At 53.1% G+C, this 14643-nt stretch carries 16 protein-coding genes; 15 read left to right on the top strand and 1 reads right to left on the bottom strand.

The features are described 5' to 3' along the window. The first annotated feature begins 309 nt into the window (after positions 1-309). The 15 genes from aroK (at position 310) to OGX83_RS13030 (ending at position 14360) form a co-directional block, all read left to right on the top strand. Entirely contained in the window at positions 310-831 is a 522-nt protein-coding gene (gene aroK / locus OGX83_RS13100) for a shikimate kinase AroK (RefSeq protein ID WP_003023552.1), read from the top strand. Positions 832-888: 57 nt separating this feature from the next. Next, the gene (gene aroB / locus OGX83_RS13095; RefSeq protein WP_003827681.1) at positions 889-1977 is read left to right on the top strand and encodes a 3-dehydroquinate synthase; all 1089 of its coding nucleotides are present in this window, start codon (positions 889-891) and stop codon (positions 1975-1977) included. 96 nt (positions 1978-2073) lie between these two features. Then, the gene (gene damX / locus OGX83_RS13090) at positions 2074-3378 is read left to right on the top strand and encodes a cell division protein DamX (RefSeq protein ID WP_286588216.1); all 1305 of its coding nucleotides are present in this window, start codon (positions 2074-2076) and stop codon (positions 3376-3378) included. Positions 3379-3495: 117 nt separating this feature from the next. Then, positions 3496-4332 (top strand): adenine-specific DNA-methyltransferase, encoded by an 837-nt coding sequence (gene dam, locus OGX83_RS13085; RefSeq protein ID WP_048215408.1) that lies wholly within the window; start codon positions 3496-3498, stop codon positions 4330-4332. 17 nt (positions 4333-4349) lie between these two features. Continuing rightward, positions 4350-5027, top strand: a complete 678-nt coding sequence (gene rpe, locus OGX83_RS13080; protein WP_003023561.1) for a ribulose-phosphate 3-epimerase — start codon at positions 4350-4352, stop codon at positions 5025-5027. Beyond that, positions 5020-5778: a phosphoglycolate phosphatase gene (gene gph, locus OGX83_RS13075; protein ID WP_003837920.1), complete on the top strand. Its 759-nt coding sequence runs from the start codon at positions 5020-5022 to the stop codon at positions 5776-5778. Before rpe ends, gph begins: the two co-directional genes overlap by 8 nt. Beyond that, positions 5771-6775, top strand: coding sequence for a tryptophan--tRNA ligase (trpS, locus tag OGX83_RS13070; RefSeq protein WP_003827687.1), 1005 nt, complete (start codon positions 5771-5773; stop codon positions 6773-6775). Before gph ends, trpS begins: the two co-directional genes overlap by 8 nt. Before the next feature lie 165 nt (positions 6776-6940). Next, a complete protein-coding gene (yhfZ, locus tag OGX83_RS13065; protein ID WP_008786319.1) occupies positions 6941-7846 on the top strand; it encodes a GntR family transcriptional regulator YhfZ in 906 nt (301 codons plus the stop codon). 15 nt (positions 7847-7861) lie between these two features. Further along, the gene (locus OGX83_RS13060; protein WP_020996077.1) at positions 7862-8224 is read left to right on the top strand and encodes a hypothetical protein; all 363 of its coding nucleotides are present in this window, start codon (positions 7862-7864) and stop codon (positions 8222-8224) included. Between the two features lie 83 nt (positions 8225-8307). After that, on the top strand, positions 8308-9471 hold the full coding sequence (locus OGX83_RS13055; RefSeq protein ID WP_286588214.1) for a YhfX family PLP-dependent enzyme: 1164 nt from the start codon (positions 8308-8310) through the stop codon (positions 9469-9471). After that, entirely contained in the window at positions 9471-10697 is a 1227-nt protein-coding gene (locus OGX83_RS13050) for a phosphopentomutase (protein ID WP_286588212.1), read from the top strand. Before OGX83_RS13055 ends, OGX83_RS13050 begins: the two co-directional genes overlap by 1 nt. Further along, positions 10694-11572: a phosphotriesterase-related protein gene (locus OGX83_RS13045; protein ID WP_286588210.1), complete on the top strand. Its 879-nt coding sequence runs from the start codon at positions 10694-10696 to the stop codon at positions 11570-11572. Before OGX83_RS13050 ends, OGX83_RS13045 begins: the two co-directional genes overlap by 4 nt. 10 nt (positions 11573-11582) lie before the next feature. Further along, positions 11583-11936 carry a DUF2620 domain-containing protein gene (locus OGX83_RS13040; protein WP_003023576.1) on the top strand — a complete coding sequence of 118 codons (354 nt, stop codon included), beginning with the start codon at positions 11583-11585 and terminating at the stop codon, positions 11934-11936. A gap of 11 nt (positions 11937-11947) precedes the next feature. After that, positions 11948-13252, top strand: a complete 1305-nt coding sequence (locus OGX83_RS13035) for a YhfT family protein (protein WP_008786313.1) — start codon at positions 11948-11950, stop codon at positions 13250-13252. A 13-nt stretch (positions 13253-13265) separates the two neighbouring features. Next, positions 13266-14360 (top strand): aminotransferase class I/II-fold pyridoxal phosphate-dependent enzyme, encoded by a 1095-nt coding sequence (locus OGX83_RS13030; protein ID WP_235126378.1) that lies wholly within the window; start codon positions 13266-13268, stop codon positions 14358-14360. A gap of 67 nt (positions 14361-14427) precedes the next feature. Here the strand turns inward: OGX83_RS13030 and OGX83_RS13025 are convergent, their stop codons facing one another. Continuing rightward, positions 14428-14598, bottom strand: a complete 171-nt coding sequence (locus OGX83_RS13025) for a YhfL family protein (RefSeq protein ID WP_008786311.1) — start codon at positions 14596-14598, stop codon at positions 14428-14430. Positions 14599-14643 lie beyond the last annotated feature (45 nt).

Raw genomic sequence — 14643 nt, 5'->3', positions numbered from 1 at the left:
CGGTACTTTTCTTTACTTATGCGGCAGTGAATACGCTTTGCCTTTCCGGTGGTGTGCCATAGGCTTATTGGGTGTCATTTGACTGCGCGATACGTCGCCAGGTCTGATGTTTGCAGGGTAGCATGCCTGCCACGACCAGAAATGCGTTAGGTTTGGTGATTTATTCAGTTGCCAAACCCGCTTGAGTATTGAGATAATTTTCAGTCTGACTCTCGCAATATCTTATGAGGTTTCAGTTCATGTCCTGCTGCGCTGGGTGTCTGCGAAGCGGGTTTACCATTAACGAATAGTCTTAGTAGTACCGAAAAAATGGCAGAGAAACGCAATATCTTTCTGGTTGGGCCTATGGGTGCCGGAAAAAGCACTATTGGGCGCCAGTTAGCTCAACAACTCAATATGGAATTTTACGATTCTGATCAAGAGATTGAGAAACGAACCGGAGCTGATGTGGGCTGGGTCTTCGATGTAGAAGGTGAAGACGGCTTCCGTGATCGCGAAGAAAAAGTCATCAACGAGTTGACGGAAAAACAGGGTATTGTGCTGGCAACTGGCGGTGGCTCTGTAAAATCACGTGAAACACGTAACCGTCTTTCCGCGCGTGGCGTCGTGGTCTATCTTGAAACGACAATTGAAAAACAACTTGCACGTACTCAACGTGACAAGAAACGCCCGCTGCTGCAGGTAGAATCACCGCCTCGTGAAGTTCTGGAAGCGTTGGCTGACGAACGCAATCCTCTGTACGAAGAGATTGCTGACGTGACCATTCGCACCGACGATCAGAGCGCAAAAGTCGTAGCAAACCAGATTATTCATATGTTGGAAAGCAACTAATTCTGGCTGAATACACACTCGTCTGCGGGTACAAGTAACTAAGGTGGATGTCGCGTAATGGAGAGGATCACAGTCACTCTCGGGGAACGTAGTTACCCTATCACCATCGCGGCTGGTTTGTTCAATGAGCCAGCTTCATTCTTACCGCTGAAATCGGGCGATCAGGTTATGTTGGTGACCAACGAAACCCTGGCTCCCCTTTATCTCGATAAGGTTCGCGGCGTACTTGAACAGGCGGGTGTTAACGTTGATAGCGTTATCCTTCCCGATGGCGAGCAGTATAAAAGCCTGACGGTTCTGGATACGGTTTTCACCGCGTTACTGCAAAAACCGCACGGTCGTGATACCACGTTAGTTGCCCTTGGCGGCGGCGTGATTGGCGATCTGACCGGTTTTGCGGCAGCCAGCTATCAACGTGGTGTTCGTTTTATTCAAGTCCCGACAACTCTGTTGTCGCAGGTCGACTCCTCCGTTGGCGGCAAAACCGCCGTAAACCATCCCCTCGGTAAAAACATGATTGGCGCGTTTTACCAACCGGCCTCCGTGGTGGTGGATCTCGATTGTCTGAAAACGCTTCCTGCGCGTGAGCTGGCATCGGGGCTGGCGGAAGTGATCAAATACGGCATCATTCTTGACGGCGAATTTTTCAGCTGGCTGGAAGACAATCTGGATGCGTTACTGCGTCTGGATGGTCCGGCAATGGCGTACTGTATCCGTCGTTGTTGTGAGCTGAAAGCAGAAGTTGTCGCAGCAGACGAGCGTGAAATGGGCTTACGTGCTTTACTGAATCTGGGACACACGTTTGGCCATGCGATCGAAGCTGAAATGGGTTATGGCAATTGGTTACATGGTGAAGCAGTCGCAGCAGGTATGGTAATGGCTGCCCGTACGTCAGAACGTTTGGGTCAGTTCACCTCCGCTGATACGCAGCGCATCATTACGCTGTTACAGCGAGCTGGCTTACCGGTGAATGGGCCGCGTGAAATGTCCACCGAGGCTTATCTGCCGCACATGCTGCGAGATAAAAAAGTGTTAGCGGGAGAGATTCGTTTGGTGCTTCCGCGAGCGATAGGGAAGAGTGAAGTGCGCGGCGGAGTGTCGCACGAGGTGGTTCTTAACGCTATTGCTGATTGCCAGCAGGCGTAACAACAAGAAAGGTCAGGCTTACGTTGCGAAACGTAGGTCTTTTAGCTTCAGGTTATGTGCAAAGTCGTAAGCATTAACCTTTGAGTGGGGTGTTAAATGGATGAATTCAAACCAGAAGACGAGCTGAAACCCGATCCCAGCGATCGTCGTACTGGTCGTTCTCGTCAATCGTCTGAACGCGATAATGAGCCGCAAATCAATTTTGATGATGTTGATCTGGATGCTGACGATCGCCGTCCTGCACGTGCACGCAAAGAGCGTGAAGAAGAGCAGGACATTGAAGAAGAGTATGAATCTGATGACGATGCCGTGGATGAAGAGCGTGTAGAACGTCGTCCGCGCAAGCGTAAGAAAGCCGCCAGCAAGCCTGCCTCCCGCCAATATATGATGATGGGTGTGGGTGTTCTGGTACTGCTGCTGCTGATTATCGGCATTGGTTCTGCGCTGAAAGCCCCCTCATCTTCTTCCAATGAGCAGGCAGCATCTGGTGAGAAGAGCATCGATCTTTCTGGCAGCAATGCAACGGATCAGGCGAGCGCAACGGCTCCTGCAACGGGCACTGAGCAGACCGCTGGCAATACCCAGCAGGATGTTTCCCTGCCACCGATTTCCTCTACCCCGACTCAAGGTCAGGCACCTGCGGCAACCGAAGGCCAGCAGCGTGTTGAAGTGCAGGGCGATTTGAACAATGCTCTGACACAACCGCAGGGTCAGGAGCAGGTTAACAACGTCGTGGTGAACTCTACGCTGCCGACCGAACCTGCGACCGTTGCGCCGATGCGTAATGGTAATGCTGCGCGCCAGACGGCGAAAACGGAAACGACTGAGCGTCCTGCTGCTACGCGCCAGGAACGTAAACAGGCCGTTATTGAGCCGAAGAGCAAACCGCAAACTACGGTGAAAGCGACGCCGACAGAGCCGAAACCTGTTGCTCAGGCAAAACCAACCGTAACTGCTACCGCGCCGACCACCACAACTAAAGCACCTGTGGTAACCGCTACGCCGAAAGCGACCGCTGAGCCGAAAGCAACTGCGACGCCAACGCAGACCGCAACGCCTGCGCCAACGGCGACAGCAACAACGACAACGCCTGTTGCTGGCGGAGCGAAAAGTGCAGGTAATGTTGGAGCGTTAAAATCTGCGCCGTCCAGCCATTACACGTTGCAGCTCAGCAGTTCTTCTAACTACGACAACCTGAACGGTTGGGCGAAGAAAGAAAACCTGAAGAACTACGTGGTGTACCAGACGACGCGTAACGGTCAACCGTGGTATGTTCTGGTGACAGGCGTGTATGCGTCTAAAGAAGACGCGAAACGTGCAGTGTCTACGTTACCCGCTGATATTCAGGCGAAAAACCCGTGGGCAAAACCACTGCATCAGGTTCAGGCCGATTTGAAGTAAGATAGGATATGTTCTGCAATGGTTTGATGTTTCGCCCAATTGCGGGACAAAGACTAAAGCGCAGGATGCTGTCGGAGCTTTCTCCACAGCCGGAGAAGGTGTAATTAGTTAGTCAGCATGAAAAAAAATCGCGCTTTTTTGAAATGGGCAGGGGGGAAATACCCCCTGCTTGATGATATCAAACGGCATTTACCTCAGGGTGAGTGCCTGATTGAACCTTTTGTGGGTGCCGGGTCGGTGTTTCTCAACACCGACTTTTCTCGTTATATTCTTGCCGATATCAACAGCGACCTTATCAGTCTCTATAACATCGTGAAGACGCGTACCGATGAGTATGTGCAGGCTTCGCGTGAGCTGTTTATGCCTGAAACCAATCAGGCTGAGGTGTACTATCGGTTCAGAGAAGAATTTAATGCCAGCGAGGATCCGTTCCGCAGAGCAGTACTGTTCTTGTATCTGAACCGCTTTGGTTACAACGGATTGTGCCGTTATAACCTGCGCGGCGAGTTTAACGTCCCGTTTGGGCGTTATAAAAAACCTTACTTCCCGGAAGCTGAGTTGTACCATTTTGCTGAGAAAGCGCAGAATGCGGAGTTCCATTGCCTCTCCTATGAAGAGTGCATGGACCGTGCGGATAGCAACTCTGTGGTCTATTGTGACCCGCCTTATGCACCGCTTTCGGCGACGGCAAATTTCACTGCGTATCACACCAACAGCTTTAGCCCGAAAGAGCAGGCGCATTTGGCCGAGATGGCAGAAAAGCTGGTCAGTAAGCAGATCCCGGTGTTAATTTCGAACCACGATACGCCCGATACCCGTGAATGGTACCGAGCGGCGAAACATTTTCAGGTCAAAGTGCGGCGCAGCATAAGCAGCAATGGCGGCACGCGTAAAAAGGTGAACGAACTGCTGGCACTGTATAAACCAGGAGTCGTAACGCCTGCGAAGAAATAAATCTCAAGGAGAAGCGGATGAAACAGTATTTGATCGCCCCCTCAATTCTGTCGGCTGATTTTGCCCGCCTGGGTGAGGACACCGCGAGAGCGCTGACTGCCGGTGCCGATGTCGTGCACTTCGACGTCATGGACAATCACTACGTACCGAACCTGACCATTGGACCGATGGTACTGAAATCGCTGCGTAAATATGGCATCACCGCCCCGATTGATGTTCACCTGATGGTGAAACCGGTCGATCGTATTGTCCCGGACTTCGCCGCCGCTGGCGCCAGCATCATTACTTTTCATCCGGAAGCCTCCGAGCATGTCGATCGCACTTTACAGCTGATCAAAGAGCATGGCTGTAAAGCGGGCCTGGTATTCAACCCGGCAACACCGCTGAGCTATCTGGACTACGTCATGGATAAGCTCGATGTGATCCTGCTGATGTCCGTTAACCCAGGCTTTGGCGGACAGTCCTTCATCCCACAAACGCTGGATAAGCTGCGCGAAGTGCGTCGTCGTATTGATGAATCTGGCTACGATATCCGCCTCGAAGTGGATGGTGGCGTCAAAGTGAATAACATTGGTGAAATTGCCGCGGCAGGCGCAGATATGTTTGTTGCAGGCTCCGCCATTTTCGACCAACCAGATTACAAAAAAGTCATTGATGAAATGCGCAATGAACTGGCGAAGGTAAGTCATGGATAAGTTTCAGGATATTCGGGGCGCTGCATTTGACCTCGACGGCACGCTGGTCGACAGCGCGCCGGGATTAGCCGCAGCGGTGGACATGGCGCTGTATGCGCTGGAACTGCCGGTTGCCGGAGAAGAACGCGTTATCACCTGGATTGGTAACGGTGCAGATGTACTGATGGAGCGCGCGCTGGCGTGGTCCCGTCAGGAGCGCGCAACATTACGTAAAACGATGGGTAAACCGCCCGTTGATGATGATATTCCCGCCGAGGAGCAGGTACGTATTTTGCGTAAGCTGTTCGACAGATACTACGGCGATGTCGCAGAAGAGGGGACATTCCTGTTCCCTGATGTTGCCGACACGCTGGGCGCGCTGCATGCGAAAGGATTGCCGCTGGGTCTGGTGACCAACAAACCGACCCCGTTTGTCGCGCCATTGCTCGAAGCATTAGATATCGCCAAGTACTTTAGCGTGGTCATCGGTGGTGACGACGTGCAGAATAAAAAACCGCATCCGGATCCGCTGCTGCTGGTGGCAAGTAAGCTTGGCATCAAGCCTGAGCAAATGCTCTTCGTAGGGGATTCACGCAATGATATTCAGGCGGCAAAAGCTGCTGGCTGTCCGTCCGTTGGCCTGACCTATGGCTACAACTACGGCGAGTCGATCGCGCTGAGCCAGCCCGACGTTATTTACGACCGTATTAATGAACTACTGCCCGCTCTCGGGCTTCCGCATAGCGAAAATCAGGAATCAAAAAATGACTAAGCCCATCGTTTTTAGTGGCGCACAGCCCTCAGGTGAATTGACCATTGGCAACTATATGGGTGCGCTGCGTCAGTGGGTGAGCATGCAGGATGATTACCATTGCATCTATTGCATCGTTGACCAACATGCCATCACCGTTCGTCAGGATGCTCAGCAGCTGCGTAAAGCAACGCTCGATACGCTGGCGCTGTATCTGGCATGCGGTATCGATCCTGAAAAAAGCACCATTTTCGTGCAGTCTCACGTACCGGAGCATGCACAGTTAGGTTGGGCGCTGAACTGCTACACCTACTTCGGCGAACTGAGCCGTATGACCCAGTTCAAAGACAAATCCGCGCGCTATGCGGAGAACATCAACGCCGGTCTGTTTGATTATCCGGTACTGATGGCGGCAGACATCCTGTTGTATCAGACCAACCAGGTACCGGTTGGCGAAGATCAGAAACAGCATCTGGAACTGAGCCGCGATATCGCCCAGCGCTTTAATGCCCTGTATGGCGACATCTTCAAAGTGCCTGAGCCGTTCATTCCTAAATCCGGCGCGCGCGTGATGTCGCTGCTGGAGCCGACGAAGAAAATGTCCAAGTCGGATGACAACCGCAACAACGTGATCGGTCTGCTGGAAGATCCGAAATCTGTGGTTAAGAAAATCAAACGTGCGATGACCGACTCTGAAGAGCCGCCGGTTGTACGCTACGACGTGCAGAACAAAGCGGGTGTTTCCAACCTGCTGGATATTCTCTCCGCCGTCACCGGTAAGAGCATTCCGGAGCTGGAACAGCACTTCGAAGGCAAAATGTATGGTCATCTGAAAGGTGAAGTCGCAGAGGCCGTTTCCGGTATGCTGACTGAGCTTCAGGAGCGCTATCACCGTTTCCGTAACGATGAAGCTTTCCTGCAGAAAGTGATGAAAGAAGGTGCGGAAAAAGCCAGCGCCCGCGCATCTGTTACGCTGAAAGCCGTTTACGAAGCGATTGGTTTTGTCGCCAAGCCGTAATGCTCCCTGCGATACTGAAGAAACCGGGTTACGCCCGGTTTTTTTTCGCCTGCTCGTTTGTGAACCTCAAAAAATGTGAAGCGCCTCGCCGTTTGCATATTTCCTCATTGCGTTATATCTTCACTTTAATGAAGATATAAATATTCAATTTACTGAAAATATAAAATGCGTCGGACATTTATCAAGAAAGAGGGGGTTGTGCTGACAACCCTGGCCCGTTACCTGCTCGGTGAGAAGTGTGGTAACAGACTGAAAACTATCGATGAACTGGCAGCCGAGTGTCACTCATCGGTAGGGTTAACCCAGGCCGCGTTGAAAACGCTGGAATCCTCAGGGGCGATCCGTATTGAGCGTCGCGGGCGTAACGGTAGCTATCTGGTGGAGATGGATAACCGTACGCTGCTAAAGCATGTAGATATTAATAACGTAGTTTGTGCGATGCCGCTGCCCTACACCCGTTTATATGAAGGGCTGGCGAGTGGGCTGAAGGCGCAGTTCGATGGGATCCCATTTTATTACGCACACATGCGTGGGGCTGATATTCGCGTGGAATGCCTGCTAAACGGCGTCTACGACATGGCGGTGGTTTCTCGTCTGGCGGCGGAAAGTTACCTTGCCCAGGACAGATTGCGTATCACGTTGGCGCTGGGGCCGCATACCTACGTTGGCGAGCACCAGCTGATTTGTCGCAAGGGCGAATCTGCAACAGTAAAACGTGTCGGTCTGGATAACCGTTCGGCGGATCAGAAAATCATGACCGAGGCCTGTTTTGGCGACCGTGACGTTGAATTGATCGATATGCCTTATCACGAGAGCTTACAGCGCATCGCGAAAGGGGACGTGGACGCGGTTATCTGGAACGTGGTTGCGGAGGCCGAGCTGGCAGTTTTGGGATTAGAAGCCACGCCGCTTACCAACGATCCGCGGTTTCTTCAGGCCACGGAGGCCGTGGTACTGACCCGGGCAGAGGATTATCCGATGCAACAGCTACTGCGGGCCGTTGTTAATAAAGAGGCGCTGCTTGCCCACCAGCAACGTGTGGCGAACGGTGAACAGGAACCCAGTTATTAAGTGAAGGCGAACGACATGGAAAACAGGCTTAACCTGCTGTGCGAAGCAGGCGTTATCGACAAGGATATTTGCAGCGGCATGCTGCAAGTAGTCAGGCGGTTGGATGAAGAGTGGTGTTTGCCGATTCACAATGAGCAAGGAACCATGGCGATGACCCATATGGCGAGCGCGTTAATGCGTAGCCGCAAGGGCGAAGTGATTGAAGCACTGGATGGTGAGCTGTTAGAGGAACTGACGCAATCTCATCTCTGGCCAACTATTTTGCTGGTACATCAGGCGTTGCTGAAAGAATTCACGGTGACGCTGCACGCGAATGAAGAAGGCTACATGCTGGCGAACTTGTATGGATTGTGGATGGCTGCGAACGAAGGCGTCTAAAACCCATGGAGAATTAGCCTATTGCACCCTAAATATTCAAAAAAATGAATATTTAGCTGAAGGATTAGAAACGAGGCAGAGAAATGTTTATAGAGGCATTGAAACGCCAGAACTCCGCGCTTATCTCGGCTGCTATCGCGTTGTGGCAGCAGGGAAAGATCGCACCTGACAGTTGGGTTATTGATGTTGACCAGGTTATTGAGAATGGTAAACGCCTGCTGGATGTCGCGAGGCAACATGGCATCTCGCTATATCTGATGACCAAACAGGTAGGACGTAACCCGTGGCTGGCAGAGAAGCTGTTACAGCTTGGCTATGAAGGCATCGTGGTTGTCGATTACAAGGAGAGCCGCGTCATGCGCCGCGCCGGGTTACCGGTTGCGCATCAGGGACATCTTGTGCAGATCCCGTCGCGACTGGTCAATGAGGCAGTGGCGCAAGGCACTGAGGTCATCACGTTGTTCTCGCTAGAGAAAGCGCGCGAAGTTTCGGCTGCGGCGGTGAAGGCCGGCTGTGAACAGAACGTGATGCTGAAGGTGTATGACAAGGATGATTTTCTCTATCCGGGGCAGGAAAGCGGATTTCCGCTGAAGTATCTGACGGATGTGGTCAATGAAATCCGCAGCCTGCCGGGCCTGCGTCTGTGCGGGTTAACCCATTTCCCCTGCCTGTTATGGGATGAAAAATCAGCGCAGACGATGCCGACGCCTAATCTGCACACGCTGGTGAGCGCCCGACGTCAGTTGGCGGAAGCCGGGATTGCCATTGAGCAACTTAATGCGCCGTCAGCCAGTAGCTGTTCGTCACTCCCTCTGCTGGCGGAATATGGCGTCACCCACGCCGAGCCGGGTCATGCACTGACAGGCACTATTCCTTCCAATCAAAAAGGCGACCAGCCGGAACGAATCGCGATGCTGTGGCTGAGCGAGGTATCGCACAATTTTCGCGGGGACAGTTATTGCTACGGTGGGGGTTATTACCGTCGCGGCCATGCGCAAAATGCGCTGGTCTTTACGCCAGAAAGTGACTCGCCGATCGCAGCGAAGCTAAAACCCGTAGATGACAGCAGTATTGACTACTACCTGCCTGTTGCTGGGGAGTTTCCGGTGAGCAGCGCGGTGATCTTCTGTTTTCGCACCCAGATCTTCGTGACGCGTAGCGACGTGGTGCTGGTGTCGGGTATTCAGCACGGTGCAGCTGAAATCGTCGCGCGTTACGACAGTCTCGGCAATATTCTGGAGGACTAATGGCCCGATTCGTGGTGTTAGTAATCGACAGTTTTGGCGTTGGTGCAATGAAAGACGTCGCGCGTGTCAGGCCGCAGGATGCCGGAGCGAATACCTGTGGTCATATCCTGGGCGAACTCCCGCAGTTACGGCTGCCAACGCTGGAAAAGTTGGGGCTGATTAACGCTCTGGGCTTTGCCCCGGGCGTGATGAAACCCTCTGCATCAGCAGTCTGGGGCGTTGCGGAACTGCAGCATGAAGGGGGAGATACCTTTATGGGCCATCAGGAGATTTTAGGCACACGGCCTCAGGCCCCGCTGCGGATGCCATTTAGCGACGTCATCGATGGAGTTGAACAGGCGCTGAAAGCCGCGGGCTGGCATGTGGAACGCCACGGCGACGACCTGGCGTTTCTTTGGGTCAATGATGCGGTTGCGGTGGGCGATAACCTCGAAGCGGATTTAGGTCAGGTCTACAACATTACCGCCAATCTTGCCGTTATCCCGTTTGATGAGGTGCTAAAGATAGGCCGGGTGGTGCGTGAGCAGGTTCAGGTTGGGCGCGTGATCACGTTTGGCGGTCAGCTTGCAGACAGTCAGCGCATTCTGGATGCCGCCGAGACCAAAGAGGGACGCTTTATCGGTATTAACGCCCCACGCTCCGGCGCCTATGAAAATGGCTTCCAGGTCAGGCATATGGGTTTTGGTGTAGATGAGCAGGTACAGGTACCGCAAAAACTGTATGACGCCGGAATCCCTACCGTGCTGGTCGGTAAAGTGGCGGACATCGTTGGCAATCCGCACGGGCGCAGCTGGCAAAACCTGGTGGATAGCCAGCAGATCATGGATATCACGCTTAACGAATTTAACGCTGAGTCGACGGTATTTATCTGTACCAACATTCAGGAGACCGACCTCGCCGGACACGCGGAAGACGTGGCACGTTATGCGGAGCGGTTGCAGCTTGTCGATCTTAATCTTTCGCGCCTTCTGGCCGCTATGGATCCAAATGACTGCCTGGTGGTTATGGCCGATCACGGTAACGATCCGACCATTGGTCACAGCCATCATACCCGGGAAGTTGTGCCGGTATTGGTATATCAACAGGGGCTGGCGCCTGCGCAATTAGGCATCCGGGCGACGTTATCTGACGTTGGCGCTACGGTGTGTGAATTTTTCGGCGCGGGGGCACCACAAAATGGCTGTTCTTTTCTCTCGGCATTGCGCCTTACAGGAGACACTTTATGAACTTTGATCCGACGGGCTACACCTGGGTCCACGAACATCTGTATATCGATCTCTCCGGGTTCAAGAATAACCTCGACTGCCGGTTAGATCAGTACGATCTCATTTGTCAGGAAATGAAGGATCTCCGGGCGTTAGGCGTCAGCAACATTATTGAGATGACCAACCGCTATATGGGGCGTAATCCGCAATTCATGCTCGACCTGATGCGCGAGACCGGAATCAACGTCGTGGCCTGCACAGGCTATTACCAGGATGCGTTCTTCCCTGAACATGTTGCGGCCCGCAGCGTGGAACAGCTCGCGCAGGAGATGGTCGATGAGATAGTTATCGGTATTGATGGTACTGAATTGAAGGCCGGAATTATCGCGGAAATTGGCTCTAGTGAAGGTGTGATTACGCCGCTTGAAGAGAAGGTGTTTATCGCCGCGGCGCGGGCGCACATCGAAACCGGACGCCCCATCTCAACCCATACCTCTTTTAGCACGATGGGGGTGGAACAACTGGTGTTGCTACAGGCGCACGGCGTCGACCTTTCCCGCGTAACCGTTGGTCACTGCGACCTGAAAGATAACCTCGACAATATCTTACGCATGATCGATCTCGGTGCGTATGTGCAATTCGATACCATCGGTAAAAACAACTATTACCCGGACGAGAAGCGCATTGGCATGCTGCATGAGCTACGTAATCGCGGGTTGTTGAATCGCGTGATGCTCTCCATGGATATTACCCGCCGCTCGCATTTAAAAGCCAATGGCGGCAATGGCTATGACTATCTGTTAACCACTTTTATCCCACAGTTGCGCCAGTCAGGATTCAGCCAGGCCGATGTGGACACGATGTTGCGTGATAACCCCTCACAATTTTTCCAATAAGGACAGAATCATGAAAAAGATTGGCGTTGCTGGCTTACAGCGTGAGCAGATTAAAAAGACCATCGAAACCGCAGCACCGGGCTGCTTTGAAGTCTCCATTCATAACGATATGGAAGCGGCGATGAAGGTGAAATCCGGACAACTGGATTACTACATCGGCGCTTGTAACACCGGCGCGGGTGCAGCGCTGTCGATTGCTATCGCGGTGATTGGCTACAACAAAAGCTGCACTATCGCCAAGCCGGGTATTAAGGCGAAAGACGAACATATCGCAAAAATGGTTGCGGAAGGGAAAGTGGCTTTTGGTCTCTCCGTCGAACATGTTGAACATGCGATTCCGATGCTGGTTAACCACCTGAAATAAAAGGCATGACTATGGATCTGTATATTCAGATTGTGGTGGTGGCCTGCCTGACCGGCATGACGTCACTTCTGGCACACCGCTCGGCGGCCGTCTTTCATGACGGCATCCGCCCGATTCTGCCGCAGCTGATCGAGGGGTACATGAATCGCCGTGAGGCGGGAAGTATCGCGTTTGGTCTGAGTATCGGCTTTGTGGCGTCGGTGGGGATCTCCTTTACCCTGAAAACCGGCTTGCTCAACGCCTGGCTGCTGTTCCTGCCGACGGATATTCTCGGCGTGCTGGCGATGAACAGCCTGCTGGCGTTCGGTCTGGGCGCTATCTGGGGCGTATTGATTCTGACCTGCCTGCTGCCGGTGAACCATCTGCTCACGGCGCTGCCGGTTGATGTGCTGGGTAGCCTCGGTGAACTGAGTTCTCCAGTGGTGTCCGCATTCGCACTCTTCCCGCTGGTGGCGATTTTCTACCAGTTTGGCTGGAAGCACAGCATTATCGCGGCGGTGGTCGTACTGATGACCCGCGTGGTGGTGGTGCGTTACTTCCCGCATCTGAACCCAGAATCAATTGAGATTTTTGTGGGGATGATGATGCTACTGGCGATCGCCATTACGCATGATATTCGCCACCGCGGTGATGAGGAGATGGATGCCAGCGGGCTATCGGTCTTTGAAGAACGAACTTCGCGGATTATTAAAAACCTGCCGTATATTGCCATCGTCGGCGCGCTGATTGCCGCCGTTGCCAGTATGAAAATTTTTGCAGGTAGCGAGGTCTCAATTTTTACGCTGGAAAAAGCCTATTCGGCAGGGATTACGCCGGAGCAGTCGCAGACGCTGGTTAACCAGGCGGCGTTGGCGGAGTTTATGCGCGGGCTGGGCTTTGTACCGATGATTGCGACAACCGCGCTGGCGACGGGCGTTTACGCGGTAGCGGGTTTCACCTTCGTTTATTCCGTTGGCTACCTGGCACCGAATCCGTGGATTGCGGCAATCCTTGGCGCTATCGTGATTTCAGCGGAAGTGCTGCTGCTGCGCTCTATTGGCAAATGGCTGGGGCGTTATCCATCAGTACGTAACGCATCGGACAATATTCGTAATGCGATGAATATGCTGATGGAAATGGCACTGTTGATCGGTTCGATTTTTGCCGCCATCAAGATGGCAGGCTACACCGGTTTCTCAATTGCGGTAGCGATCTACTTCCTCAATGAATCGATTGGACGTCCGGTACAGAAGATGGCCGCGCCGGTAGTGGCGGTGATGATCACGGGTATCGTACTGAATATTCTCTACTGGTTTGGTCTGTTTGTTCCGGCCTGAGGAGGCGTAAAACATGAAGACGTTTCCTCTGCAAAGCCTGACGCTCACGCAAGCACAGCAAAAGCAGTTTGCGCTGGTAGATACGATTTGCCGTCACTTTCCTGGCGCTGATTTTCTGGCCGGAGGTGATTTGGGATTGGCTCCGGGGCTAAATCAGCCTCGGGTGACGCAACGTGTGGAAAAGGTGCTGGCCGAGGCATTTCATGCTGAGGCCGCAGCGCTGGTTCAGGGGGCGGGCACCGGGGCTATTCGCGCCGGGCTGGCTGCGCTGCTCAAACCCGGCCAGCGTCTGCTGGTTCATGATGCTCCGGTGTATCCCACAACGCAGGTACTCGTTGAGCAGATGGGTATTACCCTGGTCAGGGCGGATTTTAACTGCCTCCCGGCAATCACGCAGGCAATTACGCAGCATCGTCCCGACGCCGCACTGGTGCAGCATACGCGTCAGCAACCGCAGGATCGTTACGTGTTAGCCGAGGTGTTGGCGGAAATAACAAAGTGCGGCGTGCCGACGTTAACCGACGATAACTACGCGGTGATGAAGGTTGACGGTATCGGCTGTGAATGTGGGGCGACGCTGTCTACCTTTTCCTGCTTCAAGCTCTTTGGTCCGGAGGGAGTAGGGGCGGTGGTCGGCAAGGCGGAGGCTATCGCTAAAATCCGTGCGACGCTTTATTCCGGTGGTAGCCAGATTCAGGGAGCGCAGGCGCTGGAGGTGCTCCGCGGCCTGGTTTTCGCTCCGGTGATGCATGCGGTACAGGCTGGCGTTTCCGAACGATTGCTGACGATGCTCAATAGCGGAGTGCTGCCCGAGGTGAAAAAAGCCGTCATCGCCAATGCTCAGTCGAAGGTGCTGATCGTGGAGTTTCACCAGCCGATTGCCGCTCGTGTGCTGAAAGCGGCACAAGAGAGAGGTGCGCTGCCATACCCGGTGGGAGCAGAGTCAAAGTATGAGATCCCTCCACTGTTCTATCGTCTTTCGGGGACGTTTCGCGAAGCAAATCCGTCGCTGGGCGATTATGCGATTCGAATCAATCCAAACCGAAGTGGAGAAGAAACGGTGCTGCGTATTTTGCGCGAGAGCGTGAGTGCGATAACATGTGAATGAGCACCTAATCTATAAATGCAAAAACCGGGAAGTTCCCGGTTTTTTTGTATCTGCGCAATCGCTTCTATTACTGATTCGCAGCCGGGCCACAGCCACCAATAATTTTAGAAATCGAAATTGCTGGATGCAGGAAATAATCGTAGCTGCAGTTATTTTTTGTGTTTTCGATATGACCAGTGCACGCGGTCAGCGTAGCCAGAACACCAGCAACTAAGGTGATTTTTGCAAATTTAAACATGTCAAAATCCTTGTTAGATATCTATTTATAAATGGATGAAGTCCA

Source organism: Citrobacter sp. Cpo074 (assembly GCF_030332745.1).
GTDB lineage: Bacteria > Pseudomonadota > Gammaproteobacteria > Enterobacterales > Enterobacteriaceae > Citrobacter > Citrobacter portucalensis.
This window is presented reverse-complemented; position numbering and strand designations above follow the sequence as displayed.